The sequence below is a fragment of the Microbacterium paraoxydans genome, assembly GCF_019056515.1.
GTDB lineage: Bacteria > Actinomycetota > Actinomycetes > Actinomycetales > Microbacteriaceae > Microbacterium.
Genome location: NZ_CP064873.1, coordinates 1,693,433 through 1,714,437, shown reverse-complemented (window position 1 = coordinate 1,714,437; position 21,005 = coordinate 1,693,433). Strand labels below are relative to the sequence as shown.

At 68.5% G+C, this 21,005-nt stretch carries 23 protein-coding genes; 11 read left to right on the top strand and 12 right to left on the bottom strand.

Annotated features, from left to right (window positions below; translation table 11 throughout):
* Positions 1 to 56: 56 nt before the first annotated feature.
* Positions 57 to 869 (top strand): arginase family protein, encoded by an 813-nt coding sequence (locus tag IZR02_RS08165; RefSeq protein ID WP_025103460.1) that lies wholly within the window; start codon positions 57 to 59, stop codon positions 867 to 869.
* Between the two features lie 15 nt (positions 870 to 884).
* Here IZR02_RS08165 and IZR02_RS08160 read toward each other — a convergent pair whose 3' ends face one another.
* Both IZR02_RS08160 and IZR02_RS08155 read right to left on the bottom strand, forming a co-directional pair.
* Complete coding sequence (locus IZR02_RS08160) at positions 885 to 2,066, bottom strand: DUF4232 domain-containing protein (protein WP_081811557.1); 1,182 nt, start codon at positions 2,064 to 2,066, stop codon at positions 885 to 887.
* 18 nt (positions 2,067 to 2,084) lie between these two features.
* The gene (locus IZR02_RS08155) at positions 2,085 to 3,410 is read right to left on the bottom strand and encodes an MFS transporter (RefSeq protein WP_025103458.1); all 1,326 of its coding nucleotides are present in this window, start codon (positions 3,408 to 3,410) and stop codon (positions 2,085 to 2,087) included.
* A gap of 54 nt (positions 3,411 to 3,464) precedes the next feature.
* Between IZR02_RS08155 and IZR02_RS08150 the strand changes: the two genes are divergently transcribed.
* Entirely contained in the window at positions 3,465 to 3,833 is a 369-nt protein-coding gene (locus IZR02_RS08150) for a VOC family protein (protein ID WP_025103457.1), read from the top strand.
* Positions 3,834 to 3,880: 47 nt separating this feature from the next.
* On the top strand, positions 3,881 to 4,411 hold the full coding sequence (locus tag IZR02_RS08145) for a GNAT family N-acetyltransferase (RefSeq protein WP_036292416.1): 531 nt from the start codon (positions 3,881 to 3,883) through the stop codon (positions 4,409 to 4,411).
* Positions 4,412 to 4,438: 27 nt separating this feature from the next.
* On the opposite strand, the gene IZR02_RS08140 is transcribed toward IZR02_RS08145, so the two are convergent.
* Together IZR02_RS08140 and IZR02_RS18100 are read right to left on the bottom strand one after the other, a co-directional pair.
* Complete coding sequence (locus IZR02_RS08140; protein WP_157544459.1) at positions 4,439 to 5,239, bottom strand: hypothetical protein; 801 nt, start codon at positions 5,237 to 5,239, stop codon at positions 4,439 to 4,441.
* Positions 5,240 to 5,636: 397 nt separating this feature from the next.
* Entirely contained in the window at positions 5,637 to 6,032 is a 396-nt protein-coding gene (locus tag IZR02_RS18100; RefSeq protein ID WP_367997128.1) for an HIT family protein, read from the bottom strand.
* A 29-nt stretch (positions 6,033 to 6,061) separates the two neighbouring features.
* Between IZR02_RS18100 and IZR02_RS08130 the strand changes: the two genes are divergently transcribed.
* The 3 genes from IZR02_RS08130 to IZR02_RS08120 are packed head-to-tail and all read left to right on the top strand — an operon-like array spanning position 6,062 to position 8,197.
* Positions 6,062 to 6,547, top strand: coding sequence for a hypothetical protein (locus IZR02_RS08130; RefSeq protein ID WP_062766597.1), 486 nt, complete (start codon positions 6,062 to 6,064; stop codon positions 6,545 to 6,547).
* A 17-nt stretch (positions 6,548 to 6,564) separates the two neighbouring features.
* The gene (locus tag IZR02_RS08125; protein WP_157544457.1) at positions 6,565 to 7,350 is read left to right on the top strand and encodes a peptidoglycan recognition protein family protein; all 786 of its coding nucleotides are present in this window, start codon (positions 6,565 to 6,567) and stop codon (positions 7,348 to 7,350) included.
* A 28-nt stretch (positions 7,351 to 7,378) separates the two neighbouring features.
* Positions 7,379 to 8,197, top strand: a complete 819-nt coding sequence (locus tag IZR02_RS08120; protein ID WP_025103451.1) for an ornithine carbamoyltransferase — start codon at positions 7,379 to 7,381, stop codon at positions 8,195 to 8,197.
* A 115-nt stretch (positions 8,198 to 8,312) separates the two neighbouring features.
* On the opposite strand, the gene IZR02_RS08115 is transcribed toward IZR02_RS08120, so the two are convergent.
* The 3 genes from IZR02_RS08115 to IZR02_RS08105 are packed head-to-tail and all read right to left on the bottom strand — an operon-like array spanning position 8,313 to position 11,512.
* Positions 8,313 to 10,670, bottom strand: coding sequence for an ATP-binding cassette domain-containing protein (locus IZR02_RS08115; RefSeq protein ID WP_217316592.1), 2,358 nt, complete (start codon positions 10,668 to 10,670; stop codon positions 8,313 to 8,315).
* A 27-nt stretch (positions 10,671 to 10,697) separates the two neighbouring features.
* The gene (locus tag IZR02_RS08110; RefSeq protein WP_025103449.1) at positions 10,698 to 11,108 is read right to left on the bottom strand and encodes a VOC family protein; all 411 of its coding nucleotides are present in this window, start codon (positions 11,106 to 11,108) and stop codon (positions 10,698 to 10,700) included.
* A 5-nt stretch (positions 11,109 to 11,113) separates the two neighbouring features.
* Positions 11,114 to 11,512: a helix-turn-helix transcriptional regulator gene (locus IZR02_RS08105; RefSeq protein ID WP_051582213.1), complete on the bottom strand. Its 399-nt coding sequence runs from the start codon at positions 11,510 to 11,512 to the stop codon at positions 11,114 to 11,116.
* A gap of 179 nt (positions 11,513 to 11,691) precedes the next feature.
* Between IZR02_RS08105 and IZR02_RS08100 the strand changes: the two genes are divergently transcribed.
* On the top strand, positions 11,692 to 12,279 hold the full coding sequence (locus IZR02_RS08100; protein ID WP_025103447.1) for an HdeD family acid-resistance protein: 588 nt from the start codon (positions 11,692 to 11,694) through the stop codon (positions 12,277 to 12,279).
* Positions 12,280 to 12,341: 62 nt separating this feature from the next.
* Here the strand turns inward: IZR02_RS08100 and IZR02_RS08095 are convergent, their stop codons facing one another.
* Positions 12,342 to 13,106 (bottom strand): SDR family oxidoreductase, encoded by a 765-nt coding sequence (locus IZR02_RS08095; protein WP_025103446.1) that lies wholly within the window; start codon positions 13,104 to 13,106, stop codon positions 12,342 to 12,344.
* Between the two features lie 122 nt (positions 13,107 to 13,228).
* On the opposite strand from IZR02_RS08095, the gene IZR02_RS08090 reads away from it, so the two are divergent.
* From IZR02_RS08090 to IZR02_RS08075, 4 genes are all read left to right on the top strand, one after another.
* Positions 13,229 to 13,702, top strand: a complete 474-nt coding sequence (locus IZR02_RS08090; protein ID WP_025103445.1) for an NfeD family protein — start codon at positions 13,229 to 13,231, stop codon at positions 13,700 to 13,702.
* 8 nt (positions 13,703 to 13,710) lie between these two features.
* Positions 13,711 to 14,640, top strand: coding sequence for an SPFH domain-containing protein (locus IZR02_RS08085; RefSeq protein WP_025103444.1), 930 nt, complete (start codon positions 13,711 to 13,713; stop codon positions 14,638 to 14,640).
* Positions 14,637 to 15,413: a glycerophosphodiester phosphodiesterase family protein gene (locus IZR02_RS08080; RefSeq protein ID WP_025103443.1), complete on the top strand. Its 777-nt coding sequence runs from the start codon at positions 14,637 to 14,639 to the stop codon at positions 15,411 to 15,413. Before IZR02_RS08085 ends, IZR02_RS08080 begins: the two co-directional genes overlap by 4 nt.
* A 116-nt stretch (positions 15,414 to 15,529) precedes the next feature.
* Positions 15,530 to 15,913, top strand: coding sequence for an RNA polymerase-binding protein RbpA (locus tag IZR02_RS08075; protein ID WP_025103442.1), 384 nt, complete (start codon positions 15,530 to 15,532; stop codon positions 15,911 to 15,913).
* Here the strand turns inward: IZR02_RS08075 and lnt are convergent.
* From lnt to tatA, 4 genes are read right to left on the bottom strand one after another with little or no spacing between them, the layout of a single operon-like run.
* Positions 15,910 to 17,433 (bottom strand): apolipoprotein N-acyltransferase, encoded by a 1,524-nt coding sequence (gene lnt / locus IZR02_RS08070; protein ID WP_025103441.1) that lies wholly within the window; start codon positions 17,431 to 17,433, stop codon positions 15,910 to 15,912. The genes IZR02_RS08075 and lnt overlap by 4 nt on opposite strands.
* A gap of 11 nt (positions 17,434 to 17,444) precedes the next feature.
* On the bottom strand, positions 17,445 to 19,919 hold the full coding sequence (locus tag IZR02_RS08065) for a DEAD/DEAH box helicase (RefSeq protein ID WP_025103440.1): 2,475 nt from the start codon (positions 19,917 to 19,919) through the stop codon (positions 17,445 to 17,447).
* A complete protein-coding gene (tatC, locus tag IZR02_RS08060; RefSeq protein WP_025103439.1) occupies positions 19,916 to 20,674 on the bottom strand; it encodes a twin-arginine translocase subunit TatC in 759 nt (252 codons plus the stop codon). The genes IZR02_RS08065 and tatC overlap by 4 nt, the downstream gene beginning before the upstream one ends.
* Before the next feature lie 57 nt (positions 20,675 to 20,731).
* Complete coding sequence (gene tatA, locus IZR02_RS08055; protein WP_025103438.1) at positions 20,732 to 20,968, bottom strand: twin-arginine translocase TatA/TatE family subunit; 237 nt, start codon at positions 20,966 to 20,968, stop codon at positions 20,732 to 20,734.
* Between the last annotated feature and the right edge of the window lie 37 nt (positions 20,969 to 21,005).

The window sequence follows — 21,005 nt, the reverse complement described above, 5'->3', positions numbered from 1 at the left end:
GCAGGCCGGATGCGGCGGTTTTGGCCGCGGTCTGCGCCGGGTGGGAGACTGAGCGGATGACCAGGCCCTTCGCGCTCATCCTCAACCAGGGTCGCGTCGCCGACCGCACGGACGGAGCCCTCGTCGGGGCGCGCCGCGTCGCCGACGCCCTGTCCTCGCTTCTCCGGCGGGAGCCCGTCGTGGTCGGCACTCCGGAGCCCGGTCGGCTCGACGACTGGTCGGTCGCGCTGCCCGAGGCCTCGGACACGCTCGCGGGCCTCCGTGCCGCGGTGCAGGAGGCGATCACGGGGAAGACGACGCCGCTCCTCGTGACGAACACGTGTGCGGCGAGCCTCGGAACGCTGCCGAGCGTCGCCGAGCACCACCCCGACGCGGTGGTGCTCTGGATCGATGCGCATGGCGACTTCAACACGCCGGACACCACCGACTCCGGCTACCTCGGCGGCATGGTCCTCGCCGCCGCCTGCGGGCTGTGGGACAGCGGCCACGGGGCGGGCATCGACCCGCGGCAGGTCATCGTCGTCGGCGGCCGCGACATCGACCCCGCCGAGGGAGAGCTCCTCGCCGGCGCGGGAGTGACCGTCCTCAGCCCCGCGGAGAGCACGCCGGAGCGGCTGAGCGCTCTCATCGCCGGGCGACCGGTGTGGATCCATGTCGACTGGGACGTCCTGGAGCCCGGCTACATCCCCGCGGCCTATCGGGTCGGCGACGGTCTGCTGCCGCACCAGGTGGCCGCGCTGTTCGCCGCCATCCCGGTCGCCGACGTCCGCGGCGTGGAGCTCGCCGAGTTCGAGGCGGGCGACGCGGAGGTTCCGGAGCGCGTCAGCGTCGAGTTGATCGTGGAGACGGTGCAGCACCTGCTGCGCTGACGGCGCGGAGTGCCGTCACGGCGCGGCGGGTGCGGCGCCGAGGTGCCAAGCGGTGATCTCGACCTCGGAGCCCGAGACGATGTCGAGCTCGACCGGCCACGAGCCGCGGTCGAGTCCGGGGAGCACGGCGGCATGCAGGGCGCGGGCGACGAGAGCGCCGTCCGTGGCATTGGCATCCCAGCCGATCACCGCGGTCGCCTCGCCGCCGGGCGGTACCGTGACGGGCGCGATACCGGGGTCGGTCGCCAGGAATGAGGAACCGGGGCGCACCTCGACGTCGAGCGCATGGCCGTTCTGGTCCGCGAACGCGATGTCGGGATACCCCTCGACCACGCAGGGCTCCTCACCGACGTTCATCAGCCGGATGCTCTGGGCGCGGTGCCCCGTGGCCCCGTTGGCGGTTCCGAGCAGCAGTGTGGCTCGGTCGAGGGTGCAGGCGCCCGCGGGAAGCTGGGGTGTCGAGACCCCCGGGGCGCGCTCCGGCACAGGGTCGCGCACAGCCGCCGGATCGACGAAGGCTCCCGTCTCGTCGGTGGCGCCCTGCAGCGCGGCGTTCTCCTCGACGATCTGGCGCTGCCACGCGGCATCGGCCAGGCTCCCGACCACGACGAGAGCGACCACGCTCGCGACGGTGACGCCGAGAAGGCCCGGGGACCACCGCCGCGCAGATTCCTCACCGGCTCTGCGCGAGAACGCCCAGGCGGGGATCCAGCCCCAGGCGAGTCCCCAGTAGGCAGTGTCCGGCGCGGACTCGACGACCGCAGCCGTGAGACCGTGCAGGCCCGAGAGAGGGAGGAAGGACAGGACCCGGGTGACGTCGTCGCACAGCCCGACGACCGTTCCGGCGAGGACGGCACCGAACCAGAGCACGAGGAACGCGGGAGCCCGGCCGACGCCCCGTGCTCCGCGTGCCACAATCCAGACGACGCCGCAGAGCACGGCGGCCGTCACCGTCAGCACCAGGACGCCCCACGCACCGGGGAGCAGCCAGGCATGACTCTGCAGCGGCCCGATACCGGCGAAGCTCAGCAACCGTGTCAGAACGATGTCGGAACCAGTCAGTCGTGCGATGGCGCCGGAGATGATCCAGAGTGCGCCGAGGAGCAGGCCGGCGAGCAGCCCCGCCGTCACCGGTGGCCTCGTGCGGCCGTCTCGGGCGCTCGAGACGGGGGCGGTCGACGGGGGAGCGGAGGCCATGCCTCATCCTATGGGCGCTCAGCGACGCCGCTCGGGATCCAGCCCCATGCGGATGCGCGTCCGTTTGCGTTCGATGAGGATGAAGACGACCCCGAGGATCCAGAGGGGGATCGGGGTGAGGAACGCGACACGGAAGGCGTCGAGCGTGTAGGTGTCCGGGGTGCCGGCGCCCTGGGCGTCGAGGAGGAGGCCGATCACGAAGACCGCGATCAGGGCTGCGATGAAGCCCCCCGCGTTCGTGACTCCGGTCGCCGTGCTGAGGCGGTGCGCGGGGTTGTGCGTGCGAGCGTGGTCGAAGGCGATCATCGACGCGGGGCCCCCGGTCGCGAGAGCGATCGCCAGGACCCAGAGGAGCCAGTCCGGGGCAGGGCCGGGGAGGGCGATGACCGCGATCCAGGCGGCCATCTGCACACCCACAGCGGGAAGGACGAGGGCGAGCGAGCGATGGTTCGGCAGGCGGCGGGAGAGATCGCCGATGATCGGGCCAAGGATCATGCCCGCGACCACGTAGATCGAGATGATCCCCGCCGCGTGGGCGGTGGTCAGGCCCTCGCCTGCCGTGAGGAACGGCATGCCCCACAGAAGCACGAACACCGTGCCGGCGAACGGAGTGGTGAAGTGCGACCAGAACGCGAGCCGCGTGCCGGGATGTGCCCATGCCGCCCGGATGCCGACGCCCGTGTCGATCGCCGACGTCACGACACGCACGACTCCGGTGTCCGTGTTCACCGACACGTCGGGGCCGCTCTCCGCGGGGTTGTTGCGCACGATGAGCCACACGAGGATCGTGAAGAGCAGGCCGAGACCGGCGATGCTGCCGAACGTGATCGACCAGGTGGTGGCGTGCAGCAGGGCGGCGACCGGCACCAGCGCGATCAGCTGCCCGGCCTGCCCGATGATCCCGGTGAACTGGACCATGACGGGCCCTCGTTGCGCGGGGAACCACGTGGCCACCAGTCGCAGCACGGCCGGGAAGACGGCGGCATCGCCGGCTCCGAGGAGGACACGCGCGACGATCGCGATGCCGATGCTGGGGGAGAGGGCCATGGTGAGCTGTCCGGCCGCCATGAGCAGCATCCCCGCCGTGATGATCGGACGGGATCCGTAGCGGTCGAGGAGGACGCCCACCGGGATCTGCATCCCGCCGTAGACGGCGAGCTGCACGACCGCGAACAGCGCGAGCGTCGAGGCGTCCGCCTGGAAGCGGTCGGCGGCCTCGACACCGACGGCGCCGAGAGAGGTGCGGTTGGTGATGGCGAGAACGTAGGCCGCGACGCCGACGGACCAGATCGCCCAGGCCCGCCACCCCGGCGTGGAGACGGGGGAGTGGGAGACCTGAGGCACCCTTCCACGCTACTCCTGACCGACGATGTCCGACGCCGTGGCTAGAGTGCCCGCATGACAGCCTCCTCGCAGCACCACGCCCTCGACTATGTCGAGCTCGTCGTCACGGATCTCGACGTGGCGAAACGCTTCTTCACCACCGCCTTCGGGTGGAGCTTCCAGGACTACGGCCCTGGCTATGCAGGGATCCTCTCGCCCCGCGGAGCCGGGAGCGAGGTCGGCGGCCTCCTGCTCGCGGACGCACCGCGACCCGTCGGCGGTCCGCTCGTGCTGCTCTACTCCGATGACCTCGATGCGACGAAGGCGGCGATCCAGGACGCAGGCGGCCGGATCCTGCAGGAGCCGTATGCGTTCCCCGGTGGCCGGCGCCTTCACTTCGCCGACCCGAGCGGCAACGAGCTCGGCGTCTGGTCCTCCCATTAGGCGCTGCAGATCACAGCGCGGGGGCGGATGAGTGCCAGACTGCGAGGATGAGTCACCTGCCCCGCATCCCGGAGATGGAGACGTTGCGCCTCCGCCTGCGCCGGCAGACGATCGAGGACGCACCCGTCTTCCGGCACCTGTGGACCGAACGCGACGAACGAGTCCCCGCGCACCGAAGGCTCGACACGGACGGCCGCCCCGACACGGACGACATCCGTGCGCATATCCAGGGCGCTGAGGCCTCGCCACTTCTCACCGTGGAACGGATCGACACCGGGGAACCGATCGGGTACTGCGGTCTCGTCTACGGCGGCGAGGGGGTGGGCGAGGAACCGGAGCTCGCGTTCGAGCTGCTCCGTGCCGAGCACAACCGGGGATACGCCACCGAAGCTGCCCAGAGCGTCCTGGCGTGGGCAGCCGGGGTGGGTGTCGACCGCGTCTGGGCCGGCGTCTGGGAATGGAACCTCCCATCCCGCCGCGTGCTCGAGAAGCTCGGCTTCGTCGAATCCGGACGGGAACGCCCGTCCTCCGTCCACGGTCGAAACATCTTGACTGTCAGGACTCTCTTCGCGACGTGAGAGCGGGCTCCGAGCCGGCGCTCTGGCTCACGTGACTGAGGACCCCACCGGCAGCGGCTCGCCGTCACCCGGGGGCTCCTGCACGAGGTGAAGGGCCTCCGATTTCGTCAGATGGTTGGGGTACAGCGTCCGGGAGAACCTTCCGCGCGGATCGTCTTTGTCGCGGGGGAGATCGATGGGGGCTCGCTCGATCGCCGCGATGAGGAGTTCCGTCTGTTCATCGGTCAATACGAGGAGACCTCGTTCTCGCAAGCCCACCACTGCTCGCGAGTGATCCGATGCCGTGAGGACGACCGCGATACTCCGGGCTGTGGCGTCCGGCTCCCAGGGGTGTGCGATGACCATGGCCGTGGTGATGGTCGCGGTCGGGATCTCCTTCGTGCCGACGAGCAGACGGGTGGCGTCGCGTGAGATGCGCGGCGGTCGCGAACGTCGCCGCACGACGGCGCTGACGGTGATCGCCACGGCCGCCAGCAGCGCAGCCGCGAGCGGCCACGTCCATGCGCCGAGCGGTCCCGCCGCCACCGGGATGAGGAGCGCGCCGATCATCATCGCAAGGAGAAGCGGCTGTCCGGAGAAGACGTGAAGAGCCCACCAGGGAAAGAGAGTCCGCGAACGAGAGGGCCCTAACGGCATCCACTCCTGTACGTCGACGTTCGGCTCGCTCTCCGGGCGATCGGACGAGTGCACCGGTTGAGGCTGCCGTCGCACCCCTCTGATGATCGACGTCACGCCCAGCACACCGAGCACGGCGGACAGCACCCATCCGCGCAGCGGGTCGTCGGCCTCGTTCTGATCGGTCCCCGCCAGTGTGACCACTCCACCCACGGAGATGAGGAGAAGGAAGACCCCGTAGAGCAAGAAGACCCGACGGGTGCGGCGGGCCGTCCAGGGCTTCGGCCCCGGGCCTGGAGGCCACGAGGGGTCGCCCCATGTCCTTCGCCTCGTGAGCAGGAGGCCGGCCGCCACTCCGACGCATCCGAAAGACAGCGTCACTGCCGCCAGAACACCGATTCCAGGATCGGCGATCAGGAATGTCGAGGCCACCGCCACCGCTGCGCTGAAAATCGCCAGCGCCAGGCCCACCACGGCGGGCCTCAGCGGCCCTTCGCCCCTGTCATCGTGCGCGTCCATCCGCCCGCCCCACATCTCCCCAGTCAGCAGGCGGAAGTTCAGGCCCCTCTATCCTGCCGAGGCCGAAATGTGCCTGTTCCTGAGGATGAACCTACCGTTCCGCAGGACCTGTTGCGATCGCACTCCATGCCCTCCGGAGAGCGTGTACCCCGCCTCGGAGATCGTCAGCTGAGGGGAGCACAGGCCCGTCGGCGATGTCCACGTCCCGTTTCGGATCATCATGGGAGTGCTGGGGGAAAACGTGAGCGTGCAGATGCGGCATCCGATGGCCCATGACCAGGTAGTCGATCTTCCGCGGACTGTACACGGAGTCGATCGCTCGCCCCGCACGTTCCGCATCGTCCCAGAAACCGCGCAACTGGTCTGTCGTCAGGTGACCCATGTCCGTCACGTGCTCCCGCAGGATCACGAGGCAGTACCCCGCATGGGCTTGGTTCCTGGCGAGCCGGACCTGAGACGGATGAGGGTAGCGCGAGTATGCCCCCAGCGAAGGTGTACGACTCGTAGGATCACGATATGACCTCGCCTCGCCGTGTCCCTGCAGATCTGCGGAAGCGCGGGGGCTTCCGGGGAGCCGACGACTCGACCGCCTCGCTCATCCTCGGCCAGTTCTTCGTCGGTGGCTTCTTCCTGTTCATCGTGGCTTTCTTCCTCGCGCTCGGAGCTGCGGAAGAGTACGACGGGGTGACGTCCTTCATCGGGGCGAGCATCATCGCCGTCGTCCTGTCCGTCGTGTCGATGATCACCGCCCTGGTGATCGGCCTGCCCCTTCGCCTCGTCTCGGCGCTTCGCGCGCGGTGGCTCGCGCACGGCGAGATCACCGTCGTCGGGGTCGTCGTCGGACTCAGCGCCTGCATCGTGTCGGTCATGCTGGCGGGCGGAAGCGGGGGAGCGGCGCTCCCGTGGTGGGCGTTCTTCGTCTCGTGGACCGCCCTCGCCTTCTCGGTCGCGCATTTCGTCTGGCCAGGACGACGCCGGCCGCGTGAGTTCCGAGCACCCTGAGACGGCGACCAGCCCGCGTGAGTACGCGCGGGGAGGGTCAGCAGCCGGAGGACCCGGGAGCACGGGACGCCGATGAGCACGTGCCGGCGCACACGCGGCGGGGATTCCTCATCGCCGCCGGAACCGGCATCGCGGTGACCGGTGTCGGCATCTGGCTCTCCACGAGCTCCGGGGGAGAGGCAGACGACACCGGACGCCGCCCGGACAACCCCCGCGGGCTGCCAGAGTACGAGCCGGTCTACGACCGCGCGGTCACGGGTCTCGAGGTACCGCTCGGTTTCGAGGACTGTGCCCATCCGACGATGCGCGCTGACCGGAGCATCGCGGGAAGCGAACGTCGAACCGTGAGTCCGGTCATCGACCGCTTCATCATCCACCACACCGGCACGACGACGGACCAGTTGGACTTCTTCTCCCGCTGCAACAGGAGATCATCGGCTCCCACCTTCTATCTTCGGCACGACGGCTCGGTCATCGAGACCATCCGCCCGGGAGCGAAGCCGTCGTCCACCGGCGCGGACTGGAACTGGCGCTCCGTGGCGGTGGAGACGCTGGATTTCACCGGAGCGCCGGAGTACACGGTGACCACCGCGCAGGTCGAGGAGATCGCGCAGATGATCGCGTGGCTCGCAGGCTTCGACGGCCGGACCCTGGACGGCGTTCCGGTGCGCTTCCGGATCGACCGAGAGCACGTCATCACCCACCAGGAGACGTGGTCGGGAACGGAGTGTCCCGGCCCGTTCCTCCAATCGCGAGTGGATGACATCGTGGCGCGAGCACAGGTTATCTTCACGACATCATGAGGCTGGAGCCGTCCGCGACAATAGGGGAGTGCGCCACCTTCTCTCATTGACCGAACTCACTGGGGACGATCTGAGGGAGATCTTCGCGCGCGCCGCGCGGATCGAAGCGGGAACCCTGGCGAGGAGGGACGGCGCGGCCGCGCTGTTCTTCCCTTCCTCGAGCCTGCGGACGCGTGTCTCGTTCGAACGCGGCGCTGCGGAGATGGGTTTGCAGCCGATCGTCTTCCCTCCGGAGGCGCTCGACACCGTCGAGGACGCGGTCGACATCGTCGGATACCTGTCGGCGTGGGTCGAACTCCTCGTCGTCCGGCATGCCGATCTCCACGTGCTTCGTGAGCTCGCTGCCCCTGGGATTCTCCCGGTGGTCAACGCGATGACCAACGCGAACCACCCATGCGAGGTGCTATCCGATCTCTTCGCGCTCTCGCGCGAGATGGATGTCCGCTCACTCCGAGTCCTCGTGGTGGGACCAGACGGCAACATCGCTCGAGCCTGGGAGGAAGCCCATCGGGCTTTCGGAATCGATGTCGTGCAGGCCTGCCCGGAGGAGGTCCGCACACCCGCGCTGCCGTGGAAGGAGGATCTCAGCGATGCCGTGCAGGAGGCCGACGTAATCATCACGGATGGGCCGGGGGAGCACACCGCGGCCATGGCGCCCTATCGGATCACTGCGGATCTCCTCGACAGCGCCCCTGACGGCGTCCGTTTCGCGCCGTGCCCGCCGTTCGTCCGCGGGCGTGAGGTCTCGGTCGCTGCCGCCAACCATCCCGCGTTCGTGGGCTACGAGTTCAAACGTCACCTGAAGAGCGTGCAGCAGGCGATCATGGGGTGGGCGATCGAGGGATGACGGGGAGATGACCGCGGTAGCGTTCTTTCTTCAACCTGACATAATGTGCATTATCGGATAATCCGCATGCGGGGTGGGGAGCGCGAGAGAGGGCCCGGAACGCTCGACTTTCCCTTCACCGACCGACGTACGCCGCGAGATGTTCGCCCGTCAGCGTCGACCGGTCAGCGACGAGCTCGGCAGGCGTTCCCTCGAACACGATGCGGCCGCCGTCGTGGCCGGCTCCCGGTCCGACGTCGATGATCCAATCGGCGTGTGCCATGACGGCCTGGTGATGCTCGATGACGACCACCGTCTTGCCGGCGTCGACGAGTCGATCCAACAGGCCGAGGATCGTGTCGACGTCAGCGAGATGCAGACCCGTCGTCGGCTCGTCCAGCACGTACACGTCGCCCTTCTCGCCCATCTGGATCGCGAGCTTGATGCGCTGTCGTTCACCGCCCGACAGAGTCGACAACGGCTGGCCGAGCGACAGGTACCCGAGCCCCACGTCCTCCAGGCGTCCGAGGATGGCAGCCGCGGCCGGGAGCTTGGCCTCGCCCTCGCTGAAGAACACACGAGCCTCGGAGACCGGAAGGTCGAGCACCTCTGTGATGTCCTTGCCGCCGAGCTTGTACTCCAGCACCGCCGCCTGGAAGCGCTTACCGCCGCAGTCCTCACAGGGGGTCTCGATCGTGTCCATGAACCCGAGCTCGGTGATGATGACACCGGCGCCCTTACACGTAGGACAGGCGCCCTCGGAGTTCGCACTGAACAGGGCGGGCTTCACGCCGTTCGCCTTCGCGAAGGCTTTCCGGATGGGTTCGAGCAGCCCCGTGTACGTCGCGGGGTTGCTGCGACGCGAGCCCTTGATGGCGGATTGATCGATCGCCACCACGCCCTCGCGTCCGGTCACCGAACCGTGGATGAGCGAGCTCTTACCGGAGCCGGCGACACCGGTGACGACGGTCAGGACGCCGGTCGGGATGTCGACGTCGATGTTCTGGAGGTTGTTCGTGGATGCGCCGCGCACCTCGATCGCGCCGGTGCGGCCACGCACGGCGTCCTTCAGCTGTGCACGGTCGTCGAGGTGCTGCCCGGTCAGTGTTCCACTGGCTGTGAGGCCCTCGACGCTCCCCTGATAGCAGATCTCTCCCCCTGCGCTTCCCGCACCCGGCCCCAGGTCCACGACGTGATCGCCGATCGCGATGGTCTCCGGCTTGTGCTCGACGACGAGTACCGTGTTCCCCTTGTCGCGGAGTCGGAGCAGCAGGCCGTTCATCCGCTGGATGTCGTGCGGATGCAGCCCGATGGTCGGCTCGTCGAACACATAGGTGACGTCGGTCAACGAGGACCCCAGGTGCCGCAGCATCTTTATCCGCTGCGCCTCTCCCCCGGACAGCGTCCCCGAGGGCCGGTCCAGGCTCAGGTACCCCAGGCCGGGGGTCACGAAGGCGTCGAGGTTGGCACTCAGCGCCTGGAGCAGCGGCCCGGCTCCCGGGAGATCCAGGCCGCGGACCCACGCGGCGAGATCCGTCACCTGCATACGGCACGCGTCGGCGATGCTCACGCCGTCGATCTTCGAGGATCGCGCGCCCTCGGTGAGACGAGTACCGTCGCACTCCGGGCACACCGCGAAGGTGGCCACGCGCTCGACGAAGGCACGGATGTGCGGCTGGAGCGCATCGAGGTCTTTCGAGAGCATGGACTTCGTGATCTTCGGGATCAGACCCTCGTAGGTCATGTTGATACCCGAGATCTTGACCTTCGTGACCTCTCCGTAGAGGAAGAGGTGGCGTTGCTTGTCGGTGAAGGACGAGATGGGCTTGTCCCCCGGGTAGAACCCGGACTGCGAGAACCCCTTCACCATCCAGCCGTCGGCGGTGTAGCCGGGCACCATGATCGCGCCCTCGTCGAGGGACTTGGACTCATCGACGATCTGGGACAGGTCGAGGTCCGACACCACTCCCCTGCCTTCACATCGCGGGCACATGCCGCCGAGGTAGATCGCGTCCTTCACGATCTTCTTCTCGCCACCCGGCCCGGTCATGACGCCGCTGGCCTTCTGCGTCGGGATGTTGAACGAGAACGCCGTCGGACCGCCGATGTAGGGCTGGCCCAGCTTGCTGAACAGGATGCGGAGCATGGCGTTGGCATCCGTCACGGTGCCGACGGTCGACCGCGGGTTCGCGCCGAGACGCTCCTGATCCACGATGATCGCCGTGGTGAGCCCTTCCAGCACGTCGACGTCGGGGCGCGGCACCGATGGCATGAAGCCCTGCACGAAGGCGCTGTACGTCTCGTCGATCATCCGACGCGATTCGGCGGCGATCGTGTCGAAGACGAGAGAGCTCTTCCCCGACCCGGAGACCCCGGTGAACACCGTCAGACGTCTTTTCGGGATGTCGACGCTCACGTCCTTGAGGTTGTTCTCGCGCGCGCCCTGCACGCGGATGAGGTCGTGGGTGTCCGCGGGGTGCTCGGCAGCGGTCATGCGGGGTCCTTCGTGGTGGTGGCGCCGTCAGGCGGCCTGGTTGATACGGAGCAGGTTGCCGGCGGGGTCGCGGAACGCGCAGTCGCGGACGCCGTAGGGCTGGTCCATCGGCTCCTGGACGACATCGGCGCCGACAGCGACCAGCCGCTCGAACAGGGCGTCCAGGTCATCGCTCGCGAGGGTGAGAGCGCCATAGCTGCCCTTCGCGATGAGTTCCAGGATGGTCTGCCGCTCCGCCTCGGTGATGCCGGGATCGGTGGCCGGCGGGTGGAGGACGATCGAGGTCTCGGGCTGGCCGACCGGGCCGACCGTGAGCCAGCGCAACCCGTCGTATCCGACGTCGTTGCGCACCTCGAAGCCGAGGGCGTCGCGATAGAAGCCGAGGGCGGCGTCGGCGTCGGTGTGCGGGAGGAAAGCGTAGTGGATGCTGATCTTCATGATGCTCACGTTAGGTGCGCCTCAGGGCGCGGCGCTTCTCGATTCCTGATCGGTCGAGTGACCTGCTTGGCGTGGAACGACGGGATGCCCTCGACGTTCGCGGCGCGTTCACGGTACACGCTGGGTGGGACACCGACCAGCTCCGAGAACCGGGTGCTGAACGTTCCCAGCGAGGAGCAGCCCACCGCGAAGCACACCTCGGTGACGCTGAGGTCGCCGCGACGCAGCAGCGCCATGGCACGCTCGATGCGGCGGGTCATCAGATAGGAGTACGGGGATTCGCCGTACGTCTCGCGAAACCGCCGGCTGAGATGGCCGGCCGACAGGTGCACGCCCCGCGCCAGAGCCTCGACGTCCAAGGGCTTCGCGTACTCGCGATCGATGCGGTCGCGGACCTTCCGCATCACGACCAGCTCCCGCAGGCGAGCATCATCCACCGGTGTCACGTCATGATCCTGCCATGACGCCGGAAGACGCGGAATGACTATCCGCGACGCGCGGAGGCCCTCCTCCCCCGCTGCCGGAGATCCGGCGCTACCCTGGGGGCATCCTCACAGGATTCTCTCAGAAGGGGTTCCCCGCCATGTCTGAAGCACTCGCTGAAACGAAGTCGTTCTTCAAATCCATCCGCGTCGCTCTCGCGGTCTCCGGCGTTCTCGCGCTGCTCGCGGGCATCGCGCTGCTGGTCTGGCCGGTGAAGTCGGCCGTCATCGTGACGGCGATCTTCGCGTCCTACCTGATCGTCGCGGGAGTCGTGTACATCGGCCTCGGCATCTTCTCCCGCGCGAAGGGCGGCTGGTCGCGCGTCGGACACATCGTGCTCGGCCTGCTCTACATCGTCGCCGGCGTCATCGCGTTCTTCAACCTGAACGTCGCCGCCGCCACCCTCGCGCTGGTCGTCGTGATCTTCATCGGCGTGAGCTGGATCGTCGACGGCGTCGTGGCGCTCTCGCTGCTCGGCAGCGACGGATCGCGGGTCTGGACGCTGATCTACGCGATCCTCAGCATCATCGCCGGAATCATCGTCCTCTTCTCGCCGGTCATCGCCGGCTTCGCGCTCTGGCTGCTCCTGGGCATCTCGCTCGTCGTGCTCGGCATCGTGCAGATCATCCGCGCGATCACCCTCGGCAAGGACGAGAAGGCCTTCACCACGGGCGCTGCCGCCGTCTGATCCGCAGACGCGAGACGCCCCGGACCTGCAGCAGCGGGTCCGGGGCGTTTGGCGTCTGACGACTACTCCGCGGCGAAGGCGCTCACGTCGCCGACGAGGCGGGTGTTGTCCGCGGGGACGGGATCGATCACGGCCCTGGCGACCTCCGCGGCGAACTCGGACACGTTGTAGAGGCGGCCGGCGGACTCGCGGCGCTCGGCGATGGCACCCGGGTTCGCGCGCTCGAGCAGCGTCGCGGTGATCGTGCCCTCGATCATGTCGCCGGAGACGACCGTGAAGCCGATCCCCTTCTCCGCGAGACCGGGGATGAGCTCCCGCAGCGCGTCCTCACCGGCGCGCTTGGAGAGCGCGACGGGCTCGTACTCGGGCATCGTCGGCGTCGTGCGGATGAAGTGCGCCTGGTGGCTGGTGACGAACACGACGCGTGCGCCGTCCGACAGCAGCGGCGTCGCGGCGTCGAGCACATTGAGCTGCGCGTCACGGTTGAGCTTCAGGGCGTAGTCCTCGGCCATGCCCGACTCCATGCCTCCCGACGCGTTCAGGACGAGCACATCGAGGCGCCCGTACTCGGCGCGGACGGCGTCGAACATCTCGGCGACCGATGCGGGGTCGGTGAGGTCCGCACCGACGACCAGCGCCCGACGGCCGAGCTCGCGCAGCTGCGCCGCGAGCTTCTCCGCGCGCGGCGCCTTGTTCCGGTAGTTGATCACGACGTCGGCGCCGGCCTCGGCGAGGTACCGCACGGTGTCGGCGCCGATCCCCCGCGATGAGCCGGTGACGAGGGCCACCTTGCCGTCGAGGGATCCTGCGGGAAGAACGTCGGTCACGGGTGACTCCTCATGGTGCGTGGAACGCCGTGAGCGCACGGCTCTCACAGATTACCAAGGGGGCGCGGTGGCGGCCGGTCGGCTGTCGCCGCGCGTGGTACGTTGACGGCAAAGGAGGCCGCATGGACAACTTCTCGACGTTCGTCACGTTCATCGACCACTGGGCATGGATCGGATGGCTGGTCCTCATCGCCGTCTTCCTCGTCATCGAGATGCTCTCCCTCGACTTCACCTTCCTGATGCTGAGCTTCGGGAGCGTGATCGGTCTCGTCACCGACTTCGTCGGCCTCCCGGTCTGGATCCAGATCCTCATCGCCGCCTTGGCATCCGCCCTGTTCATCCTCTTCCTGCGGCCGCCCCTCCTGCGCCGCCTGCACCGCGGAGCCGATCCCACGCGCTCGAACGTCGAGGCGCTGGTCGACCTCCGCGGCATCGCGCTCAGTGAGATCACGCAGATCTCCGGCCAGGCGAAGCTCGCGAACGGCGACACCTGGACAGCCAGGACGACCACCCCGATGGCCATCCCCGCGGGGGCGCCTGTCGCCGTCAGTGCGATCAACGGCGCGACCGCCATCGTCCGACCCCTCAACGACTAGGAGCACGCGTGGACGACGCATCGATCATCCCGACCGTGATCATCTGGATCCTGGTGATCGCGGTCATCATCTTCGTGATCGTCACGATCGCGCGGGCGATCCGCATCATCCCGCAGGCGACAGCCGGCGTGGTGGAACGGCTCGGCCGGTACCACAAGACCCTCTCCCCCGGCCTCAACATCCTGGTGCCGTTCATCGACCGCCTGCGGCCGCTGATCGACATGCGCGAGCAGGTGGTGTCCTTCCCGCCGCAGCCCGTGATCACCGAGGACAACCTCGTCGTCTCCATCGACACCGTCGTCTACTTCCAGGTGACCGATGCCCGCGCCGCGACGTACGAGATCGCGAACTACCTCGGCGCCGTGGAACAGCTCACCACCACGACTCTCCGCAACGTCGTCGGTGGTCTGAACCTCGAAGAGGCCCTGACGAGCCGCGACAACATCAACGGGCAGCTCCGCGTGGTCCTCGACGAGGCGACCGGCAAGTGGGGCATCCGCGTCGGTCGTGTCGAGCTCAAGGCCATCGACCCGCCCGTGTCCATCCAGGACTCCATGGAGAAGCAGATGCGCGCCGAGCGGGACCGCCGCGCCGCGATCCTCACCGCCGAGGGGACGAAGCAGTCCGCGATTCTCGAAGCGGAGGGCCTTCGTCAGGCGGAGATCCTCCGAGCCGAGGGTGACAAGCAGGCGGCCGTCCTGCGCGCCCAGGGTGAGGCGGAGGCGATCCAGAGCGTCTTCACCGCGATCCACCAGGGCGCGCCGGACGACAAGCTCCTCGCCTACCAGTATCTGCAGATGCTCCCGAAGATCAGCGAAAGCCCGTCCAGCAAGCTCTGGATCATCCCGAGCGAGCTGACCGAGGCACTCAAGGGCATCGGCACGGCCTTCACTCCCAAGACGGGCCCGGGTTCGACCACTCCCCCCGCCGGCGCGTGACGCACCCGTACTTCGTCAAGGCCGAGCAGCCCCGCATCCTGGCCCATCGGGGCCTGGTGACCGCCGAGGGGCGGGAATCCGGCGTCTGGGAGAACACCGCGGCCGCCTTCGCCGCGGCGCATGCCGCCGGGGCCGAGTACATCGAGACGGACTGCCAGGTCACCGCCGACGGTGACGTCGTGCTCTTCCACGATCACGATCTGCGCCGTCTCGTGGACGATCCGCGCGCCGTCCACGAGGTCAGGACGCGGGAGCTGAGCGCGCTGTTCGCCGAGCACGGCGGTCTGCTCACGGTGGCCGAGGCGCTCTCCGCATTCCCGGAGACCCGGTTCAACATCGACGTGAAGACACCGGCCGCCGCGGCGCCGCTGGGCCCCATCCTCGCCGCGCACACGCATCGTGTCCTCGTGACCAGCTTCTCGGATGCCAACCGGCGGGCGACTCTGGAGGCCGTACGGCAGACCGGCACGGCGCTCCGTCCCGCCACCTCCGGCGGGAGTCGGACGATCGCGGCCCTGCGTTCGCTCTCCGCGGTGCGCCTCTCCCCCGGCAGACTGCTCCGGGAGATCGACGCCCTGCAGATCCCCGAGCGTCACGGCGCGATCAGGGTGCTGACGCCCGCACTCCTCCGCGCCGCCCACCGGGCCGACACCGAGGTCCACGTCTGGACCGTGAACGACGCGGACGAGATGCGGCGCCTCATCGACGCGGGTGTGGACGGCGTCGTGACCGACCGCGCCGACCTCGCCGTCGCCACGTTCCGGAAGCCCTGAGCGCCCCATATCCTCCGGCGCTGGGATTCCCCTGTGAATACCGCGCAGAACGCCCCGACGTGGATGAAGCGCACAGGCTCGAACGTTATACCTGACAGCGACGAGAGGACCACACAATGGCAGATCGCAGCCTGCGCGGCATCCGACTCGGCGCCCAGAGCCTACAGAGCGAAGAGGGCGTCGTTTTCATGGAGCGCCGTGAAACCACCTACACCTGTGACACCTGCGGACACGACACCACGCTCATGTTCGCCGCCGATGCCGAACCGCCTCAGACCTGGGAGTGCCGTTCCTGCGGAGCGGAAGCCCGCCTGAAGGTCGACGGCGAGGCCGTCACCCTCGAGGTCACCGACGAGAAGGCCGCCCGCACCCACTGGGACATGCTCATGGAGCGCCGTACCCGTGCGGAGCTGGAGGAGCTTCTCGAAGAGCGCCTCGCGTACATCCGAGCCCGGCGCGGTGCCGGCGAGGACCCCACCCGCGAGAAGATCGGCGCCTAGCGCCGACGGGCGCGCCACCACCCGAGACCGAGCGCGCCCAGACCGCCCCAGAGCAGCACCTGCTGCAGCCAGGGGCCCAGGACGATTCCCGCCGTGAGGCCGGAGCGGAGCTCGACATCCTCGAGCATCGCTCCGGCCTCATCCGCGTCCAGGCTCGTGACGGTCCGCCCGTCCGGGAGGATGACCTGGCTCGTGCCGACCGTGGAGATGTTGACGACGCTCCGGCCCGTCTCGATCGCGCGCATCCGTGCGAACGCGAGCTGCTGGAGATTCTCGTCCGTGCCGCGGAAATCGGCGTTGTTCGTCTGGAAGACCAGGACCTCGGCGCCGCCGTTCAACCCCTCCGTGATCACGTCGTCGTAGATCACGTCGAAGCAGATCGCCAGACCGACGCGGACATCGCCCACCTCGACGATCGGCGGGTTGGTGCCCGGGGTGTATTCGCGCTGGATCAGCCCGATGAGATCCGGGACCAGGGCGTTGAAGAAGGGCCGATCCGGCACGTACTCGCCGAACGGCACGGGATGACGCTTGTCGTGCTTCTGCGGCGCTGTGCCGTCCGGCAGCCAGAGCATCGAGGTGTTGTAGTAGAGGTTCCCGCGGCCGGTGGCGGCGTTGGCGAGCAGCGGCGCATCGATGCGGTTCGACACCAGGGTCATCCGTCGCGCGATGGCGGAGTTCGCGAAGGGATCCGTATCGAGCCCGCCCTCCGGCCACACGAGCAGGTCGACGTCCTCGCCGTACAGCGGATCGGTCGCCTCCGTCTGCGCCTGGATCACGGCGAAGGGCTCGCGCTCGTCGAAGTAGCCGGTCGGCCCGTTCCCCTGCACCGCAGCGATGCGCATCGAGCCGGACGGCGTGGTCGGGAACAGCGGCGTGAAGAAGAGGACCAGGACGAGGGCGGCCGGCGCGAGCAGGGTGATCGGTCGCCGCCAGAGCCCCATCCGGATGATCTCGATCACCATCGCGACGAGGAAGACCATGAGGAAGCTCAGCCCGCTCACGCCGATCCAGGAGGAGAGCGCGGCGAGGGGGCTCTCGGCCTGGCTCATCCCGAGACGAGCCCAGGGGAAGCCGCCGTACGGCCACCAGCCGAGGAACAGCTCCCGCCCCACCCACAGCGCCGCGACGACGGCCGGGAGGGTCAGCAGACGTCCCGCCACGCCCGGCCAGGCTCGGGGCAGCCACCGGTACGCGAGGGTCACGGGGATGAGTCCGACGGCCGTGAGGACACCCTCGACGACGCTCAGAGCCGCCCAGGGCAGCGGCCCGAGGTATCGAGACGTCCACGACACGAGCAGCGCGAAGAACACGACGCCGTACACGAGACCCACGAGCAGCGCTCCCCCGGCCCGACGGCCGATCAGCGCGAGCAGAAGCAGGGCGGTGGCAGGGAAGGCCAGGATCCAGATCGCCGCCTCGGGGAACGCGAGGTCCATGAGCAGCGCAGCCAGGCCGGCCAGGGGAACGGCGGCCCAGAGGGGCAGGAGGGCGCGTCGACGTACGGAGGCTTCGGTCATGCGGGCGGATCTCACATCGAGGAGTAGGCGACGATGCCACGGCGCACACCGTCGAGGGCAGCCCGGGCGGTGCGTGCGAGCGCGGCGTCTTCCGCGACGATGGACAGCTGATCCAGGAGGTCGATGGTCTGCTTCGCCCACCGCACGAAGTCGCCGGCCGCCATGTCGGCATCGATGAGGACGCGGTCGAGCATCCCGCCGCGCGCCCAGGCGTGCATCGCACCCGCGAGCCCGGCGGCCAGCGGCTCGCTTCCCGGGAGCTGATGGTCCTGCTCCAGGTCGTCGAGCTCGGCCCAGAGAGCGGTCGTCTTCTCGTATGCCGCTCGGAAGGCGCCCCTCGGGAGGCCCCGCTCCCCCGCATTCGCTTCGTCGCGGCGCGGTTCGTACACGAGGCAGCATGCCATCGCGGCCAGCGACGGCGCGTCCAGCCCCTTCCAGAGGCCTTGACGCAGCGATTCGGCCACGAGCAGGTCGCGCTCACCGTAGATCCGCCGCATCGTGCGCCCGGCGTCGGTCAGGTGCATCCCGTCCTCGTCGCGACGGACGTAGTCCAGTGTCTCCAGCACCTCGACGACACGGTCGAAGACGCGGGCCACCGTGCCGGTCCTGGTCTCGATCTGACGGCGCGTGCGATCGGTCTGGCGCTTGAGCTTCCAGTAGCGCTCGGCCCACCGGGCGTGCTTCTCGCGGTCAGGACAGCGGTGGCAGGGGTGGCGCTGCATCCGCGTGCGGAGCGTCTGGATCCGCTTCATCCGCTTGTCCCGAGCAGCGCGCGGGGCCTGGGTGTCCTGCCGGTTCTTCTTCTCGAGGTCGCTCAGCTCGCGGCGGATGGCGGCGTACTCCGGGAAGTCGCCGTGCTCGCACGCCATCGCCGACTGATAGCCGGCCAGCGACTCCTCGGCCTCCCGCACCTGTCTGGCCAGCCCGACCACGGCGCGGTCCGCCTGGAACTGGGCGAACGACGACTCCAGGATCTCCCGGGCTCTCGCCTGGCCGAACAGGTCGATGAGGTTGACGGCCATGTTGTACGTCGGCCGGAAGCTGGAGTTGAGCGGATAGGTCCGCCGCGACGCGAGGGCGGCGACGGCCTGCGGGTCCATGCCCTCGCTCCACTGCACGACCGCGTGCCCCTCGACGTCGATGCCGCGGCGCCCGGCGCGGCCCGTGAGCTGTGTGTACTCACCGGAGGTGATCGCGACGCGAGCCTCTCCGTTGAACTTCTCCATCTTCTCGAGCACCACCGTCCGCGCCGGCATGTTGATGCCGAGGGCCAGCGTCTCGGTCGCGAAGACGACCTTGAGCAGCTTGCGCTGGAACAGCTCCTCGACGACCTCTTTGAAGGCCGGCAGGAGGCCGGCGTGGTGGGCGGCCACGCCCCGTTCGAGGTTGTCCAGCCATTCCCAGTAGCCCAGCACCCCGAGATCCTCGTCCTGCAGAGTGCGCGTGCGCTCCTCGACGATGGCCCGGATCTCGGCGCGCTCCTCCGCCGAGGTCAGGCGGAGCCCGGAGCGCCGTACCTGCTGCACCGCGGCGTCGCAGCCCACGCGGCTGAAGATGAAGAAGATGGCGGGGAGCAGGTTCGAGCGTTCCAGTAGCTCGACCACGTCCGGGCGGTCCATGCGCTCGATCCGGCGCGCGTTCGCCGCGCGCACGGGGCGACGCCCGCCCCGCGGCGGTCGGGGGGCCTGCCGCCCGGCGTGCCGGTTGCTGCGATACGACTGCGCCTGACGGTTGCTCTCGTAGGTGGAGCCGGTGAACGACCGGATGCGCATGAGCTCCTGGTTCACCTGAGCCGTGGCGATGCCGGCACGGTCGTCGAAGAGCGGTAGCAGGTCGTCGCGCACGAGCACGTGCTGCTCCAACGGCACCGGACGGATCTCGGAGACGATGACCTCGGTGTCACCGCGAACCGTGTCGAGCCAGTCGCCGAACTCCTCGGCGTTCGACACCGTCGCGCTCAGCGAGACCAGGCGCACGCGGGGCGGGAGGTGGATGATGACCTCTTCCCACACGGCACCCCGGAAGCGGTCGGCCAGATAGTGCACCTCGTCCATCACGACGTAGCGCAGGTCGCGCAGAGCCGCGGAGTCGGCATAGATCATGTTCCGCAGGACCTCGGTGGTCATGACCACGATGCGTGCGTTGCCGTTGATGTTGGTGTCGCCCGTCAGCAGACCGACGTCGTCCGCACCGTACACATCGACGAGTTCGCGGAACTTCTGGTTGGACAGCGCCTTCATCGGCGTGGTGTAGAACGCCTTGTCCGTCGCGGTCTGCATCGCCAGGTGGATGGCGAACTCCCCCACGATGGTCTTCCCGGCACCCGTGGGGGCGGCCACGAGAACGCTGCGTCCGTTCTCCAGGGCGTGGCAGCCGGCGAGCTGGAACGGATCGAGCTGGAAGCGCTGGCGCGCGGCGAACGCCGCCGTCTCCGGGTGCGCGGCGCTCTCCTGAGCCTGCGCGTACCGCTCGGACGGCGAACTCATGTGGCGTCCGGGACGAGTCCGGCGGCGGTGTCCCGCTTGCGCTTGCGTCGGTCGAAGAGGAGGGAGAGTCCTGCCGCTGCGAAGAAGAGGACGATGAGGATGCCGGCCAGCATGAGCATGCTCACCACATCCGCTGCCGGGGTCGCCAGCGCGGCGAAGATCGTCGCGATGAGGATCGCCACCCGCCACCCTTTGAGGATGGCGCGGCCCGACATCACGCCGGCGAGGTTGAGCGCGACGAGGAAGACGGGGAGGACGAACGAGATGCCGATGACGATCATCAGCTTGAACACGAAGTCGTAGTACTCCTGCGCGGAGTAGAAGTTGGTGCCGCCCTCCGGCGTGAAGCTCCACATGAGTTCGATGACGTGCGGCATGATCTGCACCCCGAGATAGCACCCCGCGAAGAACAGCGGCACCGCGGCGACGACGAAGCCGACGGTGTAGCGGATCTCCTTGCGGGTGAGGCCGGGCATGATGAAGGCCCAGATCTGCCACAGCCAGACGGGTGCAGAGAGGAACAGGCCGATCGTGAAGGCGATGCGCATACGCATGTCGAACGCGGACGTCACTGTCGCGAAGTTCAGGGCGCTGAAGTCATCACCTCGCTGTTCCGAGATGATGCGGATGGGACCGGTGATGAAGTGGATGACCGGGTCCGCGATGATGAACGCCACGACCATGCCGACGACCAGAGCGATCGCCGCATACATGAGGCGCTTGCGCAGTTCGACGAGATGTGCGCCCAGCGACATCCGCCGATCCCGATCCGCCGTCGGCATCACGGTCGGTTCGATGGCTGCCACGGCCGGTCAGGCGCGAGGCGGAGTCTCAGGGTCGGTGCCCGAGTCCTTCACCGTCGTCGGCTCCGCGGGAGCCGACTCGGCACGAACCGCGTCTTCTTCCTTCATGGCCTTCATCTCACCCTTGAAGACGCGGGCCGACTGGCCCATGCTCTTCGCGAGAGCCGGCAGCTTGGCAGCGCCGAAGAGGAGGAGGATAACGGCCAGCACGATGAGCAGGTGCCAGCCTTGCATTCCAGCGAACATATCGACAATCCCGTCGTAGGGGGGCTTTCCGCCCCAG